General features: G+C 39.4%; 25 protein-coding genes and 5 pseudogenes. 15 read left to right on the forward strand and 15 right to left on the reverse strand.

Translation table 11 applies throughout. The features are described 5' to 3' along the window. Positions 1–66: 66 nt before the first annotated feature. From HUK45_RS08405 to HUK45_RS08425, 5 genes are all read left to right on the forward strand, one after another. Positions 67–405, forward strand: a complete 339-nt coding sequence (locus HUK45_RS08405; RefSeq protein ID WP_235972093.1) for a hypothetical protein — start codon at positions 67–69, stop codon at positions 403–405. A 428-nt stretch (positions 406–833) separates the two neighbouring features. Continuing rightward, on the forward strand, positions 834–983 hold the full coding sequence (locus HUK45_RS09610; protein ID WP_328797170.1) for a TetR/AcrR family transcriptional regulator: 150 nt from the start codon (positions 834–836) through the stop codon (positions 981–983). A gap of 367 nt (positions 984–1,350) precedes the next feature. Beyond that, a complete protein-coding gene (locus tag HUK45_RS08415) occupies positions 1,351–2,055 on the forward strand; it encodes an NUDIX hydrolase (RefSeq protein WP_191911954.1) in 705 nt (234 codons plus the stop codon). A 115-nt stretch (positions 2,056–2,170) separates the two neighbouring features. Continuing rightward, complete coding sequence (locus HUK45_RS08420; RefSeq protein WP_191911955.1) at positions 2,171–3,610, forward strand: nicotinate phosphoribosyltransferase; 1,440 nt, start codon at positions 2,171–2,173, stop codon at positions 3,608–3,610. Position 3,611: 1 nt separating this feature from the next. After that, complete coding sequence (locus tag HUK45_RS08425) at positions 3,612–4,160, forward strand: cysteine hydrolase family protein (protein ID WP_003712348.1); 549 nt, start codon at positions 3,612–3,614, stop codon at positions 4,158–4,160. A gap of 616 nt (positions 4,161–4,776) precedes the next feature. On the opposite strand, the gene HUK45_RS08430 is transcribed toward HUK45_RS08425, so the two are convergent. After that, positions 4,777–5,361, reverse strand: coding sequence for a recombinase family protein (locus HUK45_RS08430; protein WP_191911956.1), 585 nt, complete (start codon positions 5,359–5,361; stop codon positions 4,777–4,779). A gap of 229 nt (positions 5,362–5,590) precedes the next feature. On the opposite strand from HUK45_RS08430, the gene amaP reads away from it, so the two are divergent. From amaP to HUK45_RS08460, 6 genes and pseudogenes are all read left to right on the forward strand, one after another. Continuing rightward, positions 5,591–6,151, forward strand: a complete 561-nt coding sequence (gene amaP / locus HUK45_RS08435) for an alkaline shock response membrane anchor protein AmaP (RefSeq protein ID WP_191911957.1) — start codon at positions 5,591–5,593, stop codon at positions 6,149–6,151. An 11-nt stretch (positions 6,152–6,162) separates the two neighbouring features. Then, complete coding sequence (locus HUK45_RS08440) at positions 6,163–6,348, forward strand: DUF2273 domain-containing protein (RefSeq protein WP_191911958.1); 186 nt, start codon at positions 6,163–6,165, stop codon at positions 6,346–6,348. A gap of 27 nt (positions 6,349–6,375) precedes the next feature. After that, positions 6,376–6,918, forward strand: coding sequence for an Asp23/Gls24 family envelope stress response protein (locus HUK45_RS08445; RefSeq protein WP_191911959.1), 543 nt, complete (start codon positions 6,376–6,378; stop codon positions 6,916–6,918). Between the two features lie 14 nt (positions 6,919–6,932). Beyond that, a complete protein-coding gene (locus HUK45_RS08450) occupies positions 6,933–7,184 on the forward strand; it encodes a GlsB/YeaQ/YmgE family stress response membrane protein (protein ID WP_003680323.1) in 252 nt (83 codons plus the stop codon). Between the two features lie 11 nt (positions 7,185–7,195). Then, positions 7,196–7,336, forward strand: a complete 141-nt coding sequence (locus tag HUK45_RS08455) for a hypothetical protein (protein ID WP_003681696.1) — start codon at positions 7,196–7,198, stop codon at positions 7,334–7,336. Between the two features lie 346 nt (positions 7,337–7,682). Further along, positions 7,683–8,541: pseudogene (locus HUK45_RS08460) on the forward strand (SDR family oxidoreductase). 286 nt (positions 8,542–8,827) lie between these two features. On the opposite strand, the pseudogene HUK45_RS08465 reads toward HUK45_RS08460, so the two are convergent. Then, positions 8,828–9,757, reverse strand: a pseudogene (locus tag HUK45_RS08465) (IS30 family transposase). Between the two features lie 297 nt (positions 9,758–10,054). On the opposite strand from HUK45_RS08465, the gene HUK45_RS08470 reads away from it, so the two are divergent. The 3 genes from HUK45_RS08470 (at position 10,055) to HUK45_RS08480 (ending at position 11,103) form a co-directional block, all read left to right on the forward strand. Continuing rightward, the gene (locus HUK45_RS08470; protein WP_191911973.1) at positions 10,055–10,150 is read left to right on the forward strand and encodes a putative holin-like toxin; all 96 of its coding nucleotides are present in this window, start codon (positions 10,055–10,057) and stop codon (positions 10,148–10,150) included. Positions 10,151–10,502: 352 nt separating this feature from the next. Beyond that, positions 10,503–10,949, forward strand: coding sequence for a DDE-type integrase/transposase/recombinase (locus HUK45_RS08475; RefSeq protein ID WP_191911960.1), 447 nt, complete (start codon positions 10,503–10,505; stop codon positions 10,947–10,949). Then, on the forward strand, positions 10,918–11,103 hold the full coding sequence (locus tag HUK45_RS08480) for an IS3 family transposase (protein ID WP_235972094.1): 186 nt from the start codon (positions 10,918–10,920) through the stop codon (positions 11,101–11,103). The genes HUK45_RS08475 and HUK45_RS08480 overlap by 32 nt, the downstream gene beginning before the upstream one ends. Before the next feature lie 61 nt (positions 11,104–11,164). Here the strand turns inward: HUK45_RS08480 and HUK45_RS08485 are convergent, their stop codons facing one another. The 7 genes and pseudogenes from HUK45_RS08485 to HUK45_RS08515 all read right to left on the reverse strand — a co-directional run. After that, positions 11,165–12,931 carry a glycoside hydrolase family 13 protein gene (locus HUK45_RS08485; protein ID WP_191911962.1) on the reverse strand — a complete coding sequence of 589 codons (1,767 nt, stop codon included), beginning with the start codon at positions 12,929–12,931 and terminating at the stop codon, positions 11,165–11,167. Then, positions 12,931–14,278 (reverse strand): annotated as a pseudogene (locus tag HUK45_RS08490) (SLC45 family MFS transporter). Before HUK45_RS08490 ends, HUK45_RS08485 begins: the two are co-directional and overlap by 1 nt. 138 nt (positions 14,279–14,416) lie before the next feature. Beyond that, positions 14,417–15,056, reverse strand: a pseudogene (locus HUK45_RS08495) (UPF0236 family transposase-like protein); the annotation flags it as partial. Between the two features lie 85 nt (positions 15,057–15,141). Continuing rightward, positions 15,142–15,396: an integrase core domain-containing protein gene (locus HUK45_RS08500; RefSeq protein ID WP_191911963.1), complete on the reverse strand. Its 255-nt coding sequence runs from the start codon at positions 15,394–15,396 to the stop codon at positions 15,142–15,144. 56 nt (positions 15,397–15,452) lie between these two features. Beyond that, the gene (locus HUK45_RS08505; protein WP_191911964.1) at positions 15,453–15,815 is read right to left on the reverse strand and encodes an IS3 family transposase; all 363 of its coding nucleotides are present in this window, start codon (positions 15,813–15,815) and stop codon (positions 15,453–15,455) included. A 202-nt stretch (positions 15,816–16,017) separates the two neighbouring features. Next, positions 16,018–16,482: a helix-turn-helix domain-containing protein gene (locus HUK45_RS08510; protein WP_191911965.1), complete on the reverse strand. Its 465-nt coding sequence runs from the start codon at positions 16,480–16,482 to the stop codon at positions 16,018–16,020. A 53-nt stretch (positions 16,483–16,535) separates the two neighbouring features. Further along, positions 16,536–17,227, reverse strand: a pseudogene (locus HUK45_RS08515) (UPF0236 family transposase-like protein); the annotation flags it as partial. A gap of 203 nt (positions 17,228–17,430) precedes the next feature. Between HUK45_RS08515 and HUK45_RS08520 the strand changes: the two are divergent. Further along, complete coding sequence (locus HUK45_RS08520; protein ID WP_191911966.1) at positions 17,431–17,766, forward strand: hypothetical protein; 336 nt, start codon at positions 17,431–17,433, stop codon at positions 17,764–17,766. Here the strand turns inward: HUK45_RS08520 and folP are convergent. Genes folP through folB form a run of 6 tightly spaced genes read right to left on the reverse strand, consistent with a single transcriptional unit; the run spans position 17,747 to position 22,154 of the window. Next, positions 17,747–18,895 carry a dihydropteroate synthase gene (gene folP / locus HUK45_RS08525; RefSeq protein WP_191911967.1) on the reverse strand — a complete coding sequence of 383 codons (1,149 nt, stop codon included), beginning with the start codon at positions 18,893–18,895 and terminating at the stop codon, positions 17,747–17,749. The genes HUK45_RS08520 and folP overlap by 20 nt on opposite strands. After that, the gene (locus HUK45_RS08530; protein WP_191911968.1) at positions 18,892–19,485 is read right to left on the reverse strand and encodes a non-canonical purine NTP pyrophosphatase; all 594 of its coding nucleotides are present in this window, start codon (positions 19,483–19,485) and stop codon (positions 18,892–18,894) included. The genes folP and HUK45_RS08530 overlap by 4 nt, the downstream gene beginning before the upstream one ends. Beyond that, the gene (locus HUK45_RS08535) at positions 19,475–20,734 is read right to left on the reverse strand and encodes a bifunctional folylpolyglutamate synthase/dihydrofolate synthase (RefSeq protein WP_191911969.1); all 1,260 of its coding nucleotides are present in this window, start codon (positions 20,732–20,734) and stop codon (positions 19,475–19,477) included. The genes HUK45_RS08530 and HUK45_RS08535 overlap by 11 nt, the downstream gene beginning before the upstream one ends. Next, positions 20,721–21,299 (reverse strand): GTP cyclohydrolase I FolE, encoded by a 579-nt coding sequence (folE, locus tag HUK45_RS08540; protein WP_191911970.1) that lies wholly within the window; start codon positions 21,297–21,299, stop codon positions 20,721–20,723. The genes HUK45_RS08535 and folE overlap by 14 nt, the downstream gene beginning before the upstream one ends. After that, positions 21,281–21,793, reverse strand: coding sequence for a 2-amino-4-hydroxy-6-hydroxymethyldihydropteridine diphosphokinase (gene folK, locus HUK45_RS08545; RefSeq protein WP_191911971.1), 513 nt, complete (start codon positions 21,791–21,793; stop codon positions 21,281–21,283). The genes folE and folK overlap by 19 nt, the downstream gene beginning before the upstream one ends. After that, positions 21,786–22,154, reverse strand: coding sequence for a dihydroneopterin aldolase (gene folB / locus HUK45_RS08550; protein ID WP_163705510.1), 369 nt, complete (start codon positions 22,152–22,154; stop codon positions 21,786–21,788). The genes folK and folB overlap by 8 nt, the downstream gene beginning before the upstream one ends. Positions 22,155–22,351: the final 197 nt, after the last annotated feature.

Raw genomic sequence — 22,351 nt, forward strand, 5'->3', positions numbered from 1 at the left:
ATAACCTTCTTTACATGATTTTTGTGGTGAATTGATTGTACAACACGAGGACAGCAGTTGTCCTTTTTGTGTACAAAAAAACTGGCATTGATTTTTTATCAATACCAGAAAGTGTATACCCTCAAAAATAATCAGGAAATCATTGCGGAAACGGACGAAGACTTACAATTACAAGCCGGTATGCAACTTGATGACGCTGAGCGACGATGTTTGTTGAATACGGGGATCCTATTTTTGGATATTCAACGAATTAAACCGTACTGGGCGGCCATTCGACAGTACTTACAAGATACCCAACCTGATGAACGGGTGTGGACACTGTTTAAGGTTCAAGATATTGCCAACCATCAACTGGCTAATTACATCTTGTCAGTGGCTTTTAACCCGCAAAGTCAAGGTGAATAATCACATATATTAAAAAAATAAACCCTAACTAGAAATTAGGGTTTATTTTTCAGGATTCTTGAGGGGTTATTTATAAAATGGACCCTAAATTAAAAACCAGTATAAAAAAGAGTATCTTTTCAGACACTCCGCCTGTTCGTATAAGTAATCAGCTGATCAAATTTGTTGATTAATGTGTTATTCACAATAACAATCCATGCTTTTTATTGTGCGGGTGTTCAGATTCGGTTTGTTGAGGTAATGATGGTTGTGATTGTTTGTGTGTAGTTAAATCTAATTGTTGTGCTTGATTGGCAATCCTATTAGTCGTTGCAATCTGTTCGTCCTTAACCTCTAACTGCTGTTTAAGTAGCTCAATAAAAGCTGATTATTCTTTGGCTTGAGCCTGTAAAAAATTATTAACCGTCAAACCGTACCAAGAAATTTTCGTGATCGATATTAGTAACCAAGCCCATATTTCCCGGCGGACTTTTTACCGGAATTTCAAAAGCAAAGACGATGTGATTAATCAGTATGTTATTTCCTTACTAAAGAAATACACTGATTGGATCTTGCAAGTTAACCCCCATCATCGATGACTTCTTTACTTACTGGCCAGCTCACTCAGCTAAATTGGCTTTGTTAGTTAAAGCTGGTTTAAGCTATAAGATCTTGGATAATGCTAACCAAACGATGCCGGTTTTCTTTCGGCGTTTCCATCTCCGCCACCCCAGTGTTGCTTGACACGTCGATGTCACTAACGATACCAAAGTTGAATATATGACCCGCATTGCCGTCGGTATTTTCTGGAATACTTTTCGCTTATGGTTAGCCCATCCGACATCGATCACCATTCAAAATTTAGCAATCCTCGTCAAACATGATTTAAAGCGACTGGGCAATTACTAGTGGCCGAGAAATGCTAAAATAGAGTTAAGTTAACAATTATGAAGGGAGGAGCGTCAATTGGATAGTGAAATTATTGCCCGGCCATTGGTGACCATCACCAACGTCATTTGGAGTTTTAATACTGAATTACACCGACCACAATTACTATTGATTAAGCGGGCAGATGAACCTCTAAAGGGACATTGGGCCCTCCCCGAAACCCGCTTGCGGAGTAAAGAGAGTGCCGACGCGGCCTGCATTCGTCTAATTGACGATAAAATTGGCCTGCAAGTTCCGATGAATTCAACCGAACAACTGGCCACCTTTACAGATCCCAAGCGGGTTACGGGAACTCGGGCACTGGCACTCGCCTATATGACCTATTTACCATCAACCCCAAAATTGCATCCAGGGTATGGGGCCACAGATGCCCAATGGTTCGTGCTTGATAAAGATCAGGGCAACTATGTGATCACCCATGACCAACAGGAGATTATCCTAAGTCCCGCCGGTCACCTGGCCTTCGATCATATTCAAATCATTACCACCGCCATTAATCGGATTAAAAACAAGCTGGACTATCAACCCCAAATTCTTCGGATCTTAGGTAATACCTTTACCCTGCGTCAAGCGCGCGAAGTCTTTGCGGCTTTCTTAGGTACGACAATTGACAAGATTGATAATTCCAACTTTAAGAAAACTCACAACCACCTCTTCAAAGAAGTCGGGGCCGCCACTTTGAACCATTCTGGGCGGCCACCAAAGCTCTACCAACTTAACTAAAGGGCATCATTTGCATTTTGCTGCAAAGTATTTATACTAGACGTAAATAAAAGTTAACCATACTTTTATTTTTAGCCAAATTAAAGTAATTTTTACTTAAAAGGAAGTATTTAAGATGAATCTACAACTATTAACCGACTTATATGAATTTTCCATGGCCAATGGGTACTACGCTACCCTACCCCATGATCGACAAGCTCGCTTCGACGTCTTTTACCGCCGGGTTCCCGACAACGGTAGTTTTGTCATTGTCGCTGGTCTCCAGCAAGTGGTAGAACAAGTTCAAAATTGGCATTTCACTAAGGAGAATATTGAATACCTGACCTCCCTGAATGAATTTACTCCCGAGTTTTTGGATTACCTGAGCAAGATTAAAAATCACTGCTCGATTAAGGCTTTGCCAGAAGGAACCCCTGTTTTCCCACGGGAACCAATTATTTCAATTAGTGGACCGTTGATTGAAGCCCAGCTGTTAGAAACCTTTATTCTAAACATCATTAACCATCAATCATTAATTGCGACGAAGTCTTGGCAAATCAACCATGCCGCTCAAGGCCGACCAATTATGGAATTTGGCGCACGGCGAGCGCAAGGCCCTGATGCCGCCACGTATGGGGCGCGAGCCGCGGTAATCGGCGGTTGTACCAGCACGTCGAACTTACAAGCAGCCAGTCAATTTAATATTCCCGCGGCCGGCACAATGGCACATGCCTGGATCGAAAGCTTCTCTGATGAATTAAGTGCCTTTCAATCTTGGGCCAAGGTTTATCCTGACAAAGTTTCCTTGCTCGTTGATACTTATGATGTCTTGAAGTCAGGAGTGCCGAACGCGATTCGGGTCTTCAAGCAAGTTAGCGCTCAAGGGCACCAACCAGTCGGGATCAGGATCGATTCCGGTGACATTTCGCAATTAGCTATCAAAGCCCGGAAGATGCTCGATGATGCTGGCTTCCCCAAGGCAAAGATTACAGCTTCAAATGCCCTTGATGCGCATGTAGTTAAGTCGTTGTTGGATGAAGGAGCTCCAATTGATAACTTTGGGATTGGGGAACGTTTAATTACCAGTTCCTCCAGCCCGGTATTAAGTGGCGTTTATAAGCTCGCCGAAGAAAAGATTAATGATCAATGTATCCCCAAAATTAAGGTTAGTGATAGCAGAGAAAAGATTACCCTGCCTGGTAATAAGCAAGTTTACCGGATTTACCGGCAAGATAACCTTCATCAAGCGATCGCCGATGTGATTGCCCTGGCTGATGAGCACATCACGGCTCCATTGAAAGTGGTTAATGCCAATTCGGCAGCCACGCACGCCAGCCAAGTTCTGACTAACTTCAATGCTAAGCCATTGATGCAAGAATATCTGGGTTCCAATGCTTCCCCAATCGAAAATGATCTCTTTAAGATTCAGCAATTCTCAATGGATCAAGTGGCAGAATTACCAGAAGCCACAAAACGGTTAGTTAACCCCGATCGGTACCCAGTTTACTTAACAGCTACATTGGCTGAATTGCAAGAACAGTTAATTACTAAAGCTCAATTTACGGAGGAACATTAAGATGGCTAAAGCGCTCTTAATTATTGACTATACAAATGACTTTGTGGCTGATAAGGGATCACTAACGGTTGGCAAGCCAGCGCAGACGTTGGCCCCAGAAATTATGCGGTTAGCCGATCAATTCTTAAGCCAGCATGATTATGTGATCTTTCCCACTGATGGTCACCGGCTTAATGACCCATTCAATCCAGAAACCAAACTATATCCGGCCCATAATATTATTGGGACGACCGGTCAGAAACTATACGGCCAAGTCGGCAGCTGGTTTGATCAACATCATGACGATTCCCATGTCTACAAATTCAATAAGAACCGTTACTCCTCCTTCCAAAACACCAATTTGGATAACTACCTGCGGGAACGGCGGATTGATGAAGTCTGGATTGCTGGTGTTTGCACTGATATTTGTGTCCTCCACACCGCAATCAGTGCCTACAACCTGGATTACCACATTGTGATTCCACAAGCAGCCGTGGCTACGTTTTCACCAGCTGGTGCTGAATGGGCGATGAATCATTTTAAAAACGTATTAGGGGCCACAATTCGATAATTCACTTTCAAATGATTATCAAAAAAACCACGAATTAATTACAAAAAATTCCCTTTGCTAAATGCATTGGGAATTTTTCTTTTGGCGTTACCTTTCTAGGGTAAAAGGTAACATTTTATTTTCAAATACAATCTTGAAAATAAAATTTAATGGTTATTAGGAAATGTGTTCTTAATGCCCCCGGCAGAGCTCCCTAGTAAATTGGATATCTTATCCCCCTTTACTGTACTGCAAACATGTTATAATTACTTGTAAGATAATAACTTACGGAGGCATAAAAGATGGCAATAAAATGTACCGTAACAACTGACTTACAAGCGAAAGATACTAATTGGATATTCCGGCATTCAGAAGCATGTTGAACATGATGAAAAGATTAATCACAGTAATCAAGATATTGTGTTTAATGAAACGCAGTTCAACGTGTACGATGAATCGAAAACTACTAAGCATGCAATCGAAGAATAGAACAACAGACACTTCCAGAACTATGTTGAGCACAGTTGTTTGCATTCCGATTAATAAATGATACCACTCTAACATGATTCCCATCATTTTCTCAAAATAGTTTTGCTGCTCATAAAAAACGGTTTTTAATTTATCTGACATATAAGTCTTATCTTTTTATATTAAACTTTTTGCGATATCTGATAAAGGTTGTCCGTTTAATCCCAGTATTCCTAGCAACGTCCACGTCACTCATGCCTGCTTGATAAAGTTTAAAAGCATGTTGCAAGCGGGGATCGTCTTGGGTGTATTGGGGTTTGCGCCCATGATATTTACCTTGCTGCTTAGCTAAGGCAATCCCTTGTTGCTGGCGCTCAATGATTCGCTTACGTTCACTTTCAGCCTGATACTTATACAGTTCAATAATGAGGTTGGTCATCAGTTGACGTAAATTGGGGTCAGCAATCCCTGTCATGGACGGCAAATTTAACACATCTAGGGTAGCACCCTTATTTTGAATGGTGTTCATGATCTTAGTTAAATCCTGGTTGTTTCTGCCTAAGCGATCTAATTCAGTGACCAGGACAATATCACCCTCACGAATATAGGCCAGCATTTTTTGTAGTTCTGGCCGATTAGTGTTAGCCCCACTTAATTTATCCGTAAATAATTTATCGACGTCTTTTAAAGCCGCTAACTGTCGATCTAAATGTTGCTCCTTGGAACTCACACGCGCATAACCGATTTTAGCCATTTTCAGTTTTCCTTTTGGACAGCTCTAATGAACATTTATAATTCCTAGTATAGCACAGAAACAAAAAAGTCCACTAGGGTATACCCTAGTGGCTAGATTGGTTTAGTCAAACAAAAATCTTAATTGGTTCCTTATAAGAACATAATTATAGCAAATCATCACCTCCTTTGCTATAATCATAGCAAATCATCACCTCCTTTGCTATAATCATGGCAAAGGAGGTGATAATTTGCGATTTATATTTAAGGCATTAATAGTAGTTGTTATTATCCTTGCATTTCCTTTATCCATTGTTCTTGTCTTTAAAAATTGGTCAACGGCCATTGGTACTAGTACACCCATGTCATTAAAGCTTGGTTGGCTGGAGCAGTACGAACCGATATACCTCTTTTGGAGTGGAGTAATTCTAGCGGTACTGTTAATTATTTTTTTGCTTATCACACTTTTTTGGCCACGGTCACAATCATTATATCTTCATCAAAAGTCTGATGGTCAAGTGACCGTCAGTAAGAAAGCTATTGAACATTTTGCGCTTTCAGCACTTCAACATGAACCCTTTATTGGCAACCCCAAGGTATCATCTAAGTTATCACGAAAAGGGATCACACTTAAAATATCGGGTGATCTACTAAATTCAGTCAATGCCAAGAAACAGACTGCAAATTTTCTTAATCAATTAAAAAAAGATTTGCGTATTTGTCTTGGAATTTCTGAACAGAAAAAAATTAAAATCAGACTCGTTGATTTTAATGTGCTGGACGCTAATGTGCATAAATCTCGAGTTGTCTAGGAGGTGATAACGTGACCGAACTCATTAAAACCTATTTTGGGCCACTAATTGGTGGAATTATGGGATTGCTCTTAGCGGTCCTTATCATCACTTTTGGATTTTTCAAGACGCTTTTTGTTTTGGTTTTTATGGCAATCGGGATTACCGCGGGTTATTATATTCAAAAAACTGGTATCTTAACAAATGTTTTTAAATAACTGTTTGAATTATAAGGAGGAAAAATTATGCAGAATGGAACACCAAGTGAGAAAACAACAACTAACGAAAAGTCTGGTGTTAAAGGCAATTTAACATTTGATGATAAGGTTATTCAAAAGATCATTGGTATCGCACTTTCTGAAGTGGATGGCTTATTAACCGTAGATGGCGGCTTTTTCGCAAATGTTGCTGAAAAACTAGTTAATACTTCAGATGTCACATCAGGAATTGATGTAGAGGTTGGAAAAAAGCAGGTTGCAGTGGATCTCGACATTGTTGCTGAATACGGCATTGATATTTCTAAACTGTATGACAAGATCAAAAATGTTATCGTTCGGGAAGTAAAGAATATGACCGAATTAGAAGTAATTGAGGTAAATATGAATGTTGTTGATGTCAAGACAAAGGAGCAATATGAAAAAGATTCGACTTCTCTGCAAGATCGCATGAGCGATGCCACAGACAAAACGAAGGAAGCCGTCGGTAAGGGCGCAAAGAAATCGAAGGAAACATTAGGTGACAGCGTTGATAAAGTAACGTCTGACAATAAATCTAGTCGTGTTAACTAAGGGAGTGAGTAAATATGGGACTTATTTGGTCATTAATCGTCGGGGCAATCATTGGTGCCATTGCTGGCGCAATCACTAACCGTGGTGCTGCTATGGGCTGGATTGCAAACATCGTAGCTGGTTTAATCGGTGCTTGGATTGGCCAAGGGCTCCTTGGCACTTGGGGTCCTTCGTTAGCTGGCATGGCATTGATACCATCGATCATCGGAGCAATTATTTTAGTTCTGATTGTTTCATTAGTTGTTGGTCGAACCAGTAAAAAGTAAGGGAGAATTTTATGGACGTCTTGAAAAGTGTATTTAAGTTTATGATCGCTTCTACGCTCATTGTAGGTGGTGTCCTCATCGGTGGCACCGTCTTGGCTGCTAAGAAAGTAGATGGCATTGGTGATACATTGCAACAAAAATTACATGGATAATTAGCCAAATTTATCTGTATTAGGCTTCTTAGAACGTAAATAATTGAGCAATTGAAGATCAGTTAATCAATATTTAAATTGGTGAGATAACCCTTTATAAATATTGATTGGAATTTTTTTGATAATTAATCAAAGCAGGCACTTTTTTACATAGGTGCTTGCTTTGATTTATCCATACATTATGACCTAGCAGTTAAAAGCTGTTTTTACAGATATAAATATGGTAGATTGCAAATTTAATTACTAACCTATACCTATATATCTAGTTGATAGAATCTTTTGAATTAATAGTCCACATTCAAGTAACAGGTGAATGCACGTATTCGATCATGGAGGAGAGTTAATAATGACTAAAATGCAACATGATGATGATTTTAAATTTCCTAAACAGCATCAGCCTGAGCCAGGTTTACAAAGTAAAATGTCGCCACAACCAGATGACGGATCCACAACTTATGCCGGATGTAATTGACTTAGGGGAAAGAAAGCCTTAATAACTGGTGCTGATTCAGGCATTGGTAGGGCGGTAGCTATAGCATATGCGAATGAAGGCGCTGATCTTGTATTAAATTATCTTCCAGAAGAGGAAAGTGATGTACAAGATGTTAGACGAATTATTGAATCTTTGGGTCGTAAAGTAGAACTAGTTCCCGGAGATTTGAAAGACGAAGCATTTAACAAAGAATTAGTGAAGCAAACTGTACTATCGCTAGATAAGATAGATACTTTAGTATTAGTAGCCGGTAAGCAATAAGCTAATACAGATATCACTACTATATCTACAGGTCAGATGATAGATACCTATACTACAAATGTTTTCAGTTTAATTTGGTTAGTCAGGGAGGCATTGCAATATATGCCAAACGGCAGTAGCATCATAACAACTAACTCTATTGAAGCAGAAGATCCTTCAGCATATTTAATTGATTATGCAGGGACTAAGGCTGCAATTAAAAATACAAGGTTTGGGTTAGCAAAACAATTAGCTCAGCGAGGCATTCGTGTCAATAGTGTTGCTCCAGGTCCTATTTGGACACCGTTGCAAGTGGCAGGAGGACAATTAGCAGAAAATATACCTACGTTTGGTAAGAATACTCCTAGGTAGAGCTGGGCAACCCTCTGAAGTAGCCGGAGCATATGTTTTTCTGGCTTCAGATGAGGCTAGTTATATAACAGCTACATCTATCAATGTTACGTGGGGCTAATTTAATTAAATTTCTTTCTTATATCTACGCGAGAATTCTAATTTTATCCAAAGTATAGCGGGTGCTAAAGAATGAGTATAAATAAGCAAAAAAATTCGAGAAACAAAGTGTTAAACCTATTAACTTTATTCCAACTCTTAATAAGTTTATACCAAGTCATTAAGACCAATTAAAAAGGGAAAATAAAGTAAGTTTTCCAAATTTTACCTTTTTGTAATTATAATTACTTAAGTAACTTCTACGACAGTAAGTTGGAGAAAATGTATGCATAAGGTAGATTGCAAATTTAATCCAAATTTTTGGACAAATTTGTCAGCATAACCTGATACGGTGTTTGCCAGTCGAATATTTTAAGCAGTCGCTGGTTAATTTGGAGTAACGTCGTCGCTAAATCTTGAGCACTAATGTGCTCGAAACGAGTCCCTTTAGGATAAAAATAACGTAAATTCCGATTAAAGCGTTCATTACTACCACGTTCAGCTGGAGTATAAGCATGGCAGTAATAGGTCTTAATACCATATTGTGATTCAAGTGATACTAGCCCACTAAACTCAGTGCCACGGTCCACAGTAAAGCAGTGCACCGGACCATTAAAAATGGTTAGGAACTTAGTTAGTGCTTCATTAACAGTCGCTGTCGTCCGATCTTTTAACCGGTATGTCCAAAGGAACCGTGATTTGCGATCGATTAAAGTTAATAAAACTGCCTTACTATGCCCACGAGGACCAACGACTGTATCTAGTTCAAAATCGCCGATGCGATTATGTTGATTAATCATCATGGGACGCCGTTCAATTGATCGTCCCAAAGATTGATTATATTTGGATCGTTGGTCAACGTTACGCCGTTTGCGTACGCCATGTTCAGGTAGATCATTCAAGGAGAAACCAATTCTCCCCTGATTTAGCCAATTATAAATAGATTTAGTAGCTAATTTAAATTCGTGAGCAATTATTCCTGGTGACCAGCTTAGACGTAAATGGTTGAGAATTTTTTACTTTAACTCATCGCTCAGCTTAGTTTTCCGACCACATCGTGATCGCTTGTATTCGGCATCTGTTTGTGCTAATTCAGCCTGATAAGGTTGACATCGAGATAATTCATAAGAAATTGTTGACGGTGATTGGTTCAGCCGAACGCCCATTTGGATATTGGACAGCCCTAGTTCACAAAAGGTTTCGATTTTAATTCGTTCGGAATAGGTTATACTAGACAAAAGATCAGCTCCTAAAAGATGGGGTTGTGGTAAACACCATTTTAAAGGAAGCTGATCTTTTTTTCCGAACAGCGTTCGGATTAATTTTACAATCTACCATATAGTATTCTTACTGATTCTTTAATTTTATATTTGGTTAAAGAGCTAGGCTGCCTGTATAATAGATCCAGTAGAGAAGTTAAGGTGGTGGCTATTTCCAATCGGAGATGGTGCTTATGATGTTAAGCCTTTAAAGCCCATAAATCCTAACGAAAGGAGTAGCCTAGGTGTCCGTCCGTGTCGGACGCTTTACAATTAATGCTGGCTTTCGGTACTTTTATCGTGGCCTTAATCGCATTAATTGTTGAGCTGATCAAAAGTCAGAAAAAAATAAATCGGTATCTTGCCTTTTAGTATATGCTTGATTTATTTTTTGATTGTAAGACGCTATTCACTCCTTCATGGCTTTAATCAATTCCTGCTTAGTTTGGGTTCCTTGATCTCTATGAACTGTCATGCGGTAGTTAACCTAGGGGGCCGCTTGTTAATCAGATCTATTAGCGCCTTCATTACGAAGTCGTCGGATGAGCGGCAATATTGTAACTAACTATTTCACCACCGGAACAGTGCTCCTTAATCGGCCAAGAATAGACTCATTCTTCCTGACACATATTACCATAGCAGTTATTCAATCACATCAGTCAACATTCCTGATAAGGACGATTAGTGTAACCAATTTTTAGTTTTCTGCCTTGTGGACCAATCGATGAATTTTATTGCCGGGTCTAACGATTCGTCGATTGATCCCCAGGGCAAAAAGGCTAAGAATCGTCTTCACCGTCGTTTTCAAACTGATCGTCCATACCAAAAGATGGTAACCGATGTCAGTGAGTATCGTTATGGCAATATGAACCAGGATGACCGAGTTTACCTTTCGCCAATCAAAGACCTGTGTTCTGGTGAAATTGTTAGTTACAATATTAGCGATCACCCGACTACTGATTTTGTGATGAAACCATTAATCGAGCTAATTAATAAGCGGCCTGTACTTAACTACCGCATGACCGTTCATAGTGACCAAGGCATCCAATATCAAACGAATTCCTGGCGTCAAACATTTAAAGAAGCATCATATCTTTCAAAGCATGTCTTATCGGTCGACTTGTCTAGACAATGTGTCAATGGAAATTTCCTTTCATACCATGAAAGCTGAATTGTATTATAAGAATCATTATCAAACCAAACAAGAATTGATTAAAGCCATGAAGGAGTGGATAGTGTATTACAATCAAGATCGAATCAGGAATAAATTAAAAGGCAAGACGCCGATTGAATATCGGAATCTTGCCTTAGAGAAAGTTGCCTAGATTAAAGTGTCCAACTTACAGGGTTCACTTCAAGAATTAACCTTTACTAAGTTCAGACTTGCTATTTCATTGTAATCACAAACCCATTTGGCATCAATTGGTGATCCTGTACGCCCTGGCTAAGAAGTAACCGACCGGTACTTAAGCATTTAATTGGTAAATTCGTAGTGTTGAAAATCCCCGTAAGAACCTTTCCGGCACCCATACGAGAAATTTCCACCAGTCCTGTCGGCAAGACTTTAAGAACAACCATGCCGCCTTCAATCAAGTCTGCATTGTTCCGTCGCAATGCCACTAACTTTTTAAAGAAAGTAAACATATCCTGACCATCATCATCTGGCACCCAATTCATCGGTTTCCGACAGTCTGGGTCATTATCGCCATCCATGCCGTACTCGGTACCATAATAAATCGACGGTGTACCAGGCTGCAAGAAGGTAAAGGCAAAGGTTTCCTTGACCAGATTCCGGTTACCACGAGCCTGGGTCATAATCCTGGCAGTGTCATGTGAATCTAAAACATTAAACATCATCTGGTTAGTCTGGTTACGATACTTCATCAACTGATTACTCAGATGGTCTATCATTTGTTCCGCGCTAATCCGATGATTAATGAAATGATCCAAAATAGCACCTGTATAACTGTAATTCATAACCCCGCTGAACTCGTCCCCGTTCAGCCACGCCTGCGAAGTATGCCAAATTTCACCTAAGATATAAAAGTCTGGTTTGAGGGCTGTCGTCTCCTTGTGAAACCTTTTCCAGAAATGGTGGTCAATTTCATTAGCTACATCTAACCTCCAAGCATCAATATCAAATTCCTTGATCCAGTACTTAGCAATTCCTAATAGGTATTCCTGCACTGCCGGATTTGCAGTGTTAAGTTTTGGCATATGCGGCGTGTAATCAAATGTATCGTAGGTTGCATCCGGTGTAAATTCAAAGTTCTTAGTCGGCGTATAGGTAGCCGGAAACTTATTTACATGGAACCAACCAGCGTATTTTGACCGTTGACCATTTTTAAGGACATCTTGCCACTGTAATGATTTATCCCCAATATGATTAAAAACAGCATCCAGCATTACATGAATCCCCCGTTGGTGAGCTTGCGTAACCACTTCTTTAAACAAAGCGGCATTGCCAAAATGCGGGTCAATTTGATAATAGTCTTCCGTATCATATTTATGGTTAGACGGTGCCTTAAAAAGAGGATTAAAGTAAATTCCGTTAACTCCTAGCTTTTGAAGGTGGTTCAAGTGGTCAAGAACCCCTTGCAGGTCACCGCCATAAAAATCCTGCCGGCCAGGATGATCACTGGCATTCCATTTTTTAGTACCGATAGGATCATTGGACCGATCACCATTAGCAAACCGCTCAGGAAAGATTTGGTACCAAACTGTATTCTTCACCCATTCTGAGGAATGGAACATGTCAATTTCTTGAAAGAATGGCATCCGAAAATAGGTATTTAAATCTTCCAATGCTTCATGATCATCTGGCTGAATGTAACCGTGGTCAGTATACACCGTCCTGATACCATCCACACTCGTAATATCAAAGGCATATGCCAACCGTTTTTTCGGTTCGGTAACCGCAATCTGCCAATAATCATAAAGGTCATCTGACAAGATTTTCTTCATCGGCGTTGGGGTTGTATAAAATGGCGGTTTAATGCTGGCCAAGCTACGGAGACTGTATGGGTCACCATGTAGCAATTGGACCGTTTTTATGTCTCCTTTTGCAGTTCTTAAACGGATATGCATTGTCTGTGGGTCGCCCAGAAAGGCCATTTCACTTTCTGGACGGTGATAGATAGCAGCGAAATTCATTATTCAATATCTCCCTTTTCGACAGAGGTTTCCTTGACAACATAGACTGCAAAAGCCCCAATCAGTGCTAAAACAGCGGCTACTGTTAGCATGTGCGGCATGTAATTGCCCAGTAATGGATAGAGGGCGAATGAGCATACCGAAGCAACAATCTGCGGGAAACAAATCCAGCAGTTGAATAGTCCCATGTAAGTGCCATCATGCTTACCATCCAAGGCATTCGTCAAAATAGTAAATGGGATAGAGTTAATCGTAACCCAACACATGCCGATACCAATAAAGGCAATAAACGACCATAGTTTAGTCGGTGCAACGGACAGACCCCAGAAGCCTAAGGCGCCTAAAATCATCCCTAAGGCGTAGGCAGGCTTTCGAATCCGGTCATTTAGTTTTTGTAAAATCAAACCCGTAAATAATTGCTACAGCAACTTCAACGGCCGACAGAACCCCAAACCAATTTCCGGCTGCTTGGTAAGCAGCACTAGAAGCATTCGTTGTGTGCCATATGTTTTGGGCCACCGTTCCGGCACCATAAGTCCACAGGTACTGGAACCCAGTCCAAGAGAAAAATTCAACAATTCCGAGAGTCCAGAAGACTTTCGGCGCATGTTTAATAATTGTGAAGAAGTTTGCACTAATGTTAGCATCCTGGTCTAAGCCATGGTACCTGGCATAAGTCTCGGGATTATATTCGTCAACTTTACAAATGGTAAATATAGAGGAAACAACCAGGATAGCAGCACCAATGTAGAATGACCACTTAACAGAGTCAGGTAATTCACCCTTTGCCGCAATATTCTTAATGCCAATCCAAGTCAGAAGGAATGGAAATAGGTCAGCAGCAACGGATCCAATGTTCCCCCAAATTGTCTGCCATGACCAAGCCTGATCTTTCTGTTCGTCGTTAACCATGTCAGAAATCATCATCTTAAATGGTTGCATCGACATATTTGAGGATAAGTCCATAAATAGAATGGTCACCGCACCAAACCACAGTGCTGTCGAAGTCTTAAAACCAAATGAACCGGAATTCGGTAGTAAGCACATAACGATTACGGCTACAATTGTTCCAAGAATCAGGTAAGGGAGCCGACGACCAATCTTAGGAATCCAAGTCCGATCAGAAAAGTATCCCACCAGCGGCTGGACTACCATTCCGGCCAATGGTGGCAGAATAAAGAACCAGCCAAGTTTTGTTGGATCAGCACCCAAAGTTTGAAAAATTCGTCCCATGTTTGCACTCTGCAAAGCGAAGGCCATTGATGTCCCTAGGTTTCCAAACGTCATTAACATTAATACCGAAAACGCAAGCGAAGGCAAACGTTTATTCAACTTTTTTATATTCATAAGTAATAAAGCCTCCATAAAAAAACAAATAATCTCAACACGATTATACTTACAATATACTCTTCTATTTGTTTTTTTCAACCGCTTGCATGACTTTTATCTGTCAAGTTTTCATAGTTAGCCTTTAAATATGCAGTTTTAGTGGGTTAGCACCTTAAAAAGTTGTACAATTGGTCTACTTGTGGTAACGTTAATCGAAATTATTCCTTGCACTGCCCCGACGCTTTGTTGGTACTTTTCTTAGAAACTCTCCAGTTAGAATATGTATTTCCTGTAATAGACTTGTTTGACTTACTCGAGGAAGAACAGTTAATTGTTCTAGAGTTGTATTTAAACTAGCATTTAGTTCGCCGTTTCGTGCTTTAATTAAACCAATCATGGCTTTAGTCCCCCTGCTCAGTCCATGACTTGCCCTGCTTTTTCATCCGGTAAGTAAATGCGCGGTGAGAACTTTCAACTGAACCGATTAAATGAATATCCTTAAGTCCGCGCATTTGTGGTAAGTGGACATACTGCCAATTCCGCTGTAGATACTTTCTTAAGTGCATTAGGTCATCTGCTTGTTTTTCCGTTAAGTTTTGTGACTCATAAGTATCAAAATATCCCTGATTGATCATGACGACGGACGGCTTTAACTGCTCGTATTGTTAATTCGTTTTACTGGCCTAAAGTATGTTCAATTTTCTGTAAGCAATGATAGCGGTCGAGAAAGTACTCACCATGGGCAACATTGAGGAACTAAGCTTAATAACTTATCCGGTTCATAACTTGGACCAGCAAGCTTGTAATGAAGTACCATAAAAATGTTGGACACTTTACTAACTTTTAAAGAATAGAATAATTCCGAATATATTCATTCGGCGTCATTCTTTTTTATTGACTGAAATGCGGACTTGATTGTACCAATGAATGTATTGATCAATCACAGTTTTAAATTGTTTAAATGAAGTGATCTCGACTCGATTCAAATACTCGCGTTTTATCAAGTTAAAGAAACTTTCTGCTGGTAAGTTATCTAAACAATTTCCCTTACGGGACATTGACTGAGTAATTCCGTGTTGACGTAATAATGATTGATACAACGGGTGTTGATATTGCCATCCTTGATCTGAATGCAAATAGGATTACTCCTTTGCGGTAGTTTGCTAAACAAGCCAGCCAACATGGTGTTAACTCAATTCATATTAGGATGAATTGAAGTCGCATACGCGACTACGGCACCGCTCGCTTCATCAATGACTGGTGATAAATAGCCTTTGATCTGTTCATTAATTGAAATTTGAGTGATATCCGTATGGAGAACTTGGTATGCTTGCTTTGCATTAAAATGCTGATGTAAGTGATTAGGAGCGGTTCTACCAATACGACCACGATACGAATGATAGTGACTTTTAGCTGAGTAGACGGTTACTTTCAATCCCATATTAGTCATTAATCTCCGTAACGTTTCTTGACAATAAGTAAATCCCTTCTTTTTTAGACAATACCAGATACGTCGATAACCATAATTCCCTTTACTGCGTTTAAATTGCTTCACAATTTCTCGTTTTACCTGACAATATTTATCGATGTGCTGTGCAGCTTTTCGACGTTCGTAGAACGTCGAACGTGGAATATCGAAATAGGTTAATAATTTGGATAATGGATATTTAGCCCTAAGATCTTGGATAGCTAGTGCCTGTTCTTTTCGCGCTGCTGTCTTAGGGCTAGTATTTTTTTAGGATGTCTATCTCCATTTTCTAATCGGCCACTTTGGATTCTAGGTTGGCAATTCTTTGTTTATATTGTTCCTCTTTAGTAGGTTTGATTTTGGATTTCTTAGTCAATTTACATTTATTTATGGTTTCTCTTGGTCGGCCTTTAGGTTTTGGTTTTAGGCCCACTATTCCTTCTTTTTTATACTTACGATACCATGAATAAACTTGTGTGCGATTCAAATTAAATTTCGCAGCTACTTTATCTATGCTTAACTGGTGAGTACGGTAGTAAGTAATCACATGAAATTTATAATCAAGTGAATAAATACGATGGCTCCGCCTAGGATCCAAGCTCGCATAACCATATGCTTGAACGTTTTGTACCCATGTCATTAAGCTATGTTTGTAAGAAGTGCCATATTTCTTACAAACAACTGAATAGTCATGACTTTGGTTTAAGTAGTCTTGAACTGCTCTAACTTTGAATTGATATGAATATTTAGACATAATAAATACCCCAGAATCGTTAGATTTGTGTCTAACAATTCTAGGGCACTTCAGTAATGACAATCTAAATAATCATTTACTCGTGATTCAAGCCGTTCTTTATGCCCAACAATGAGGAAATCACGCTGATTAATGATTTGATTAGCTACTTGCTCATAAATCCAACAATGATGTACAAGGGTCAGCCGACCTAGATGCTTGACTTCTTTTGAGTTTAATCATAAAGGCATCACCCTCAATAGTTAAATTTTCAGGAGTACAGCGATGAGTAGCTTGGTGTTCATTTACTTAAGTTTGATTAACTACCTGATTTTCTAACTCATGCACGGCGTGCATTACTGAATCGACCGTAATTCCACCGTCAAAAATAAGGTTTAAAATATCGGCAGTATTGCGCATTGTAGTTATCTGGGCAATCTTAGCCATCATCATTAAGTAGTTCGGCGACAAACAGCGACGTAGTTTGATTTTTAATTGGTGATCTAAGTAAAATTCACGTTTCTTTGGCCAAGCCTGATAATACCGGCGTTGGAAAGCCACCGGATCAACAAAGTTAAGCGTCCGTGGTTGCTTATTGATTACTCGGTAGTCCGCTGGCGTATGAGACGCTTTGATCTAAGCTCTCTAAAAAATTTTGCATAATCGCTTGTCCTAACTCCAGCACACCCTTTAAAATAATCTGTTCAGCTTCAAATAAACTGCCTGATTTCACCACATTTTGCTCGATTTCTGTTAAAATATCTATGAGGGCAGGCCTGCCTTTGCTTAGTATTCGACACACTAAAGGCTAATGGTCTTTTCTTTTTTTGTAAATAAGTAAAATTGGTCTACAAAGAAATCCCCATGACCAGATGAATTATTCATCCAACCTATGAAAATCTTACACTAACGTATGCGGTCAGTTGCTTTCAAGAATGCTAAAATCAAAGCCGAAAGGAGCCTACCCATATGTTAAAAATAATAGTGGCGATCCTGATCGTGATATTACTAATCACCACTACCATCGGGTTACACGCTAAAATTGAGCGAAAAGTAACTAATTGGCTTGAATTAAGTCGCCTATTTTATTTTCTTTTATTAACCGCTTCGATTGTCCATGCCTTTTTGCATTTCAAAACACAATTCTTTAGCGATATATTATGGATTATTTTTTTAATTATTATCTATATGCTAATGGAAACTGCTTTTCGCCTAAAACGTGAGACATTTGGCAATCCGCATTTAACAACCCTGCTCTTTATTTTCTTAGTTTTAGCGTTAGGAATTAGTTGTTGGTGGATCTGAACCAATAACTACTATTAATTGTATCAATCATTTTTACTAGCTGACTAGTTTCTTCAACATCATGAACACGTAAGACACGACCGCCGCGTAAATACATTGCCGTTTCTGCAATTAATGTTACGTCTAGGCGGTCTTCTTTGGCTAAATTAAATAATTTTTGTCCAAAGCCCTTTCGTGAAATTGCAACCATAATTGGCCGATGCAGGTAATTAAGCTGGTCAATATTACGCATCATCGCATAATCCTGGTATTCATCCGCAATTTTGGCATAACCGATGCCCTGATCAAGAACCACTCGTTCAAGATTAATACCCGCAGCAGCGATTGTTCCTAAATTATGTTCAAAGAACTTTTGAATTGCGACTGTTAAATTATCGTAATCGTGGGTCCGGCTGCTATGCATCGTAACCATCCCCACTTCACTTTTAGCCATTAAAGCTAGTTTTTGATTTGTATCAAATGCTTGAACATCATTAATAATATCAACGCCTGCTTTTATTGCCGCTTCCATAACCGGCAATTTATATGTATCAACAGCGATTGCTATTTGCGGATAATCATGCTTAAGGATATTAATCGCGGGCATGATCCGATGAATTTCTTCTTGTGGTTCAACTTCAGTAAAGCCACCTGGTTTAGTAGTTTGTCCACCTACTTCGATTACATTTGCTCCTGCCTTGACCATTTTATCAATTTGGCGAGTAATTTCAGCAATCGATTGATATTTTCCACCATCATAAAATGAGTCCGGCGTCACATTAAGGATTCCATAAATAACCGGCTGCTCGTTAAGCTTAAATGTAAAGCGTCCAGCCCGCCACAAGATTTGATGGTGTTCCTGAATTTGTTCAAGAGAAGTAAGCAGCTTCCGGTCATTATTCCAACGTTCTTGAACATGAATCATCAACGCTTTAAGTGATTGTAATGGAAATAAAAATTCAACACGGCTACCAATACAGACTACTGGCACGTCAAAATGACAAACGAACTGTTCAACCATCGCCGCAGTTTCAACTTTCTCACATTCCCAAGTTAATAATAACTGTTGATGCCGATTGATTTGATCAGCCAAAATAGCAGTTTCTAACTTAGAAGTATTGTTGGTAATTGTTTTTTCAGTAATTTTCATTTTACTTCTCCCAACTGATCTAATAAATTTTTCACAGCACGTGCTCGATGAAGGTATGAAATACGTTTAGGACGACTCATTTCGGCAAGAGTCTGATCTTCGCCATCTGGTATTAAGATTCGGTCAAACCCAGTTGAATTAGTTCCGCGTTCTTCAGGTGCAATTACTCCAGTTAATTCACCGCGAGCAATATTACTGATGTAGCCATTAACTGCTAAAGCAATTGTTGTCTTCATCGTAAATTTACGTGATTTTCCATTAACTAATTGGATCAAATACCGATTAAGCTGACCGTCGGGAACTTCAACTGCTAATTCACGTGCTGTTTGAACGCCATATTTTGCGGGAAACGCGGCTAGTTCTAGTCCAGAATCGTCAGCAATAACATTAGCTCCTGGTAATTGCTGGCTGATAAAGATTGCTTTTTTAGTCGCATTTGCTTGGTAGCTCGTCGTTGATTCTGAGGGAAAATGTTGACGCGGTAGTTTGTCCGTATAGATCTCGCCCCACTGGTGGTAAAACCGCAAAATATTTTGGATTTCATCCGCCTTAAAAGTATTATGGGTTGCAATAACAAAATTATTTTTCATTTAGCTTGGCCTCGATATCTTTAATGGTATAAAAAGAGCCGGTAACAATGATTAGATCATCACGCTTTGCAAGTTCTCGTGCTTTTGCTAGTCCCTCGTTCGGTGTTTTAGCAACTACTGCCTGTGGAAGAATTGCTGCCAATTCAGCAACTGGGAAGGCCCGAGATGGGTGATTCGGAGTAGTAATAATTAATTTATCCGTTAATCGTTGATAAGTTTTGCACATCTCTATAATGTTTTTATCAGCAAGGAACCCTAAGACCATAATGATTTTAGTGCCAGAGTAAGATTGCAAAGTATGATAAAGCTGATGAGCGGCATCAGGATTATGGGCCCCATCAAGAACCACAGTTGGATGATGAGCAATCACCTGCATTCGTCCAGGAATAGAAATTGTCTTCATCATCGTTAATAACGGTTGCCATGAATTTATAAAGTCTTCCTGAATTAAATATCGAAATATGCTAATAACAGTCCCAAGATTCTGGTTTTGAAACGCTCCAAGCAAGTTAAAGGGGACCCAATGTAATGTATCATTAAAGAAAATGGCTGCTTTTCCATCAACAATTTCCTGTTCTTTAGCAAGAGTCAGCTCCACATTTTGACTCCGAGCATAGTCATGAATAACATCAATTGTTTCCTCTTGCTGGCACGGTCCAAGAAAAGCCTGGTGAGTACCCGTCTTGATAATGCCAGCTTTTGCATACGCAATGTTGGTGATTTTAGGCCCTAAAATGCGGGTATGGTCGAGGGCAATATGAGTGATCACTGAAATTAATGGAGCGTTAATTATATTAGTTGCATCATCACGTCCGCCTAGTCCACACTCAATCACTGCCCAATCTACTTTTTGATCGGCAAAATATTGAATCATTATTAACGTCCACCATTCGAATACCGTGATATTAGCTGGTGTAATATCAGCCGGTAATCGATTAGCAATTTTTTGGTAGGTGTCTACAAATGCTTGCCTACTTATTAACTTATCATTAATTTTAACCTGTTCACGATCATCAACAAGTGCTGGACTGCTAAAATACCCTACCTTATATCCTGCATATTGTAAGGTTTGTTCCAACATCATTCCGGTTGAGCCTTTTCCATTAGTACCCGCGATGTGAATAATCTTAAATTGACGATCTGGATTTCCCAAATTAGCAAGAATTGGTTTTAAAAATTTAATACGATCTTTTACACCACCGAGCATTCGCCGATTAAAACCCGCAATAATTTGTTCATAAGTCAGCACGGTTATTCCTCCTTTGCATTAAAAATTCTCGTTTTAAGTCTTTATCTTCCTTAAACCGACCAGTAAATTTATCAGTATAGGTGTACTGCCCTGCTTTATTAACACCACGCATTTCCATACAAAGGTGACGCGCGCTAATTGTTACCGCAATTCCGGCAGGATCAAGAATACGCTGTAATTCTGCCGCTAAATCTGTTGTTACTCGCTCCTGCATTCCTGGCTTTTTAGTCACGAAATCGATTAAACGTGGAATTTTGCTTAAACCAATTACCCGGCCATCTTTAGGAACATACGCCACATTAGCGTAACCAAAAAACGGCAACAAGTGATGTTCACACATTGAATAAAACGGAATGTGCTGAACCAAAACCATCTCTGGAACATCACTAACATGAAACACTTTATAATTAGCCACATCTTCAGGTTGACGTTTTAAAGATGAAAAAACTTCTTGATACATTTTAGCAACCCGTTGCGGCGTTTCTAGTAGTCCCTCACGATGCGGGTTCTCACCGATAGCAATTAATAAATCCCTAACAGCTTTTTCTATTTTTTGTTGGTCCATAAAAACACCTCTTGTCCATATATCTTTTTTAGCCAGTTGTGGTCTGAAGTTGCTTTCAATAAAGCAGTCAATCGTTGGTGATAAGGTTTATCCGAAGTTGAAATCTCAAGCATTGGAACTAATACAAAGCGCCTGTTCGCCATTTCTAAATGCGGGATTATTAAAGTCGGGGTTTTAATTTGCTGGTGGTTAAAGTCAATGATATCTAAATCAATTGTCCGCGGACCCCAGTGGATAAGCCACTTACGGTGAAGACTTTGTTCAATCCAATGCAAGTAATCAAGGAGCTTTGGGGCAGTTAAATCTGTTCTTATTTTTACAGCAATATTATAAAAAGAGTCCTGCTTTACACCGCCAACTGGTTCTGTTTCATAAACGGATGAAACTGCTAAAAGTTCAATTTGAGATGAATCTGCCAATAGCTGAACCGCTTTTTGCAAATTTGCTAACCGATCACCAATATTACTACCAATACTTAAATATGCTTTATTCATGGTCGTTTGCTCCTTGCACCTCAATTTCAATGTTGTCAAAGATTCCGGCAATTGGCACACTATATTTACGAATCCGTAACCGCACCTCATCTAGCATAGGATAAGTCCGTAAAATTTCATGAAGCAAGTTATTCGCAAGACTTTCAATTAAGTTATAGTTGTGATGGGCCACAAATTGTGCAATTGTGTCATAGACATCTGCATAGCTAACCGTTTCTTCTAAGTTATCAGTCCTTACTTTGGCTTCAATTGGATAAGTCATTTCACAATCAACTTCTATTTTTTGACCGAGCTTTTTTTCTTCCGCAAACACGCCATTATATGTATTAAATGACATGTTATTAATTCTAATTTTTCCGATAAGCTACTGCCCCCCTTCACGTTTTATTTCTATTATAACGCATAAGTTTCTTTGTGAAAATACACTAATGGATTAAGTATCTGTCAAGTTTTCATAGGTAGCCTTTAAATATGCAGTTTTAGTGCGTAAGAGTCTTAAGAACTCGGCCCATTGGTCTACTAGTTGCAGTATTAATTGGAATGTCTCCGTGGATCATG

The sequence above is a fragment of the Limosilactobacillus urinaemulieris genome, from assembly GCF_014838745.1.
GTDB lineage: Bacteria > Bacillota > Bacilli > Lactobacillales > Lactobacillaceae > Limosilactobacillus > Limosilactobacillus urinaemulieris.

What these genes read in the sequence shown, in the direction of transcription:
- HUK45_RS08420 (WP_191911955.1), top strand. Translation starts at nt 2,171, where the DNA reads ATGAATCTACAACTATTAACCGACTTATATGAATTTTCCATGGCCAAT.
- HUK45_RS08425 (WP_003712348.1), top strand. Translation starts at nt 3,612, where the DNA reads ATGGCTAAAGCGCTCTTAATTATTGACTATACAAATGACTTTGTGGCT.
- HUK45_RS08430 (WP_191911956.1), bottom strand. Translation starts at nt 5,361, where the DNA reads ATGGCTAAAATCGGTTATGCGCGTGTGAGTTCCAAGGAGCAACATTTA.
- HUK45_RS08445 (WP_191911959.1), top strand. Translation starts at nt 6,376, where the DNA reads ATGCAGAATGGAACACCAAGTGAGAAAACAACAACTAACGAAAAGTCT.
- HUK45_RS08450 (WP_003680323.1), top strand. Translation starts at nt 6,933, where the DNA reads ATGGGACTTATTTGGTCATTAATCGTCGGGGCAATCATTGGTGCCATT.
- HUK45_RS08455 (WP_003681696.1), top strand. Translation starts at nt 7,196, where the DNA reads ATGGACGTCTTGAAAAGTGTATTTAAGTTTATGATCGCTTCTACGCTC.
- HUK45_RS08470 (WP_191911973.1), top strand. Translation starts at nt 10,055, where the DNA reads ATGCTGGCTTTCGGTACTTTTATCGTGGCCTTAATCGCATTAATTGTT.
- HUK45_RS08475 (WP_191911960.1), top strand. Translation starts at nt 10,503, where the DNA reads ATGAATTTTATTGCCGGGTCTAACGATTCGTCGATTGATCCCCAGGGC.
- HUK45_RS08480 (WP_235972094.1), top strand. Translation starts at nt 10,918, where the DNA reads ATGGAAATTTCCTTTCATACCATGAAAGCTGAATTGTATTATAAGAAT.
- HUK45_RS08485 (WP_191911962.1), bottom strand. Translation starts at nt 12,931, where the DNA reads ATGAATTTCGCTGCTATCTATCACCGTCCAGAAAGTGAAATGGCCTTT.
- HUK45_RS08510 (WP_191911965.1), bottom strand. Translation starts at nt 16,482, where the DNA reads ATGTCTAAATATTCATATCAATTCAAAGTTAGAGCAGTTCAAGACTAC.
- HUK45_RS08520 (WP_191911966.1), top strand. Translation starts at nt 17,431, where the DNA reads ATGTTAAAAATAATAGTGGCGATCCTGATCGTGATATTACTAATCACC.
- folP (WP_191911967.1), bottom strand. Translation starts at nt 18,895, where the DNA reads ATGAAAATTACTGAAAAAACAATTACCAACAATACTTCTAAGTTAGAA.
- HUK45_RS08530 (WP_191911968.1), bottom strand. Translation starts at nt 19,485, where the DNA reads ATGAAAAATAATTTTGTTATTGCAACCCATAATACTTTTAAGGCGGAT.
- folE (WP_191911970.1), bottom strand. Translation starts at nt 21,299, where the DNA reads ATGGACCAACAAAAAATAGAAAAAGCTGTTAGGGATTTATTAATTGCT.
- folK (WP_191911971.1), bottom strand. Translation starts at nt 21,793, where the DNA reads ATGAATAAAGCATATTTAAGTATTGGTAGTAATATTGGTGATCGGTTA.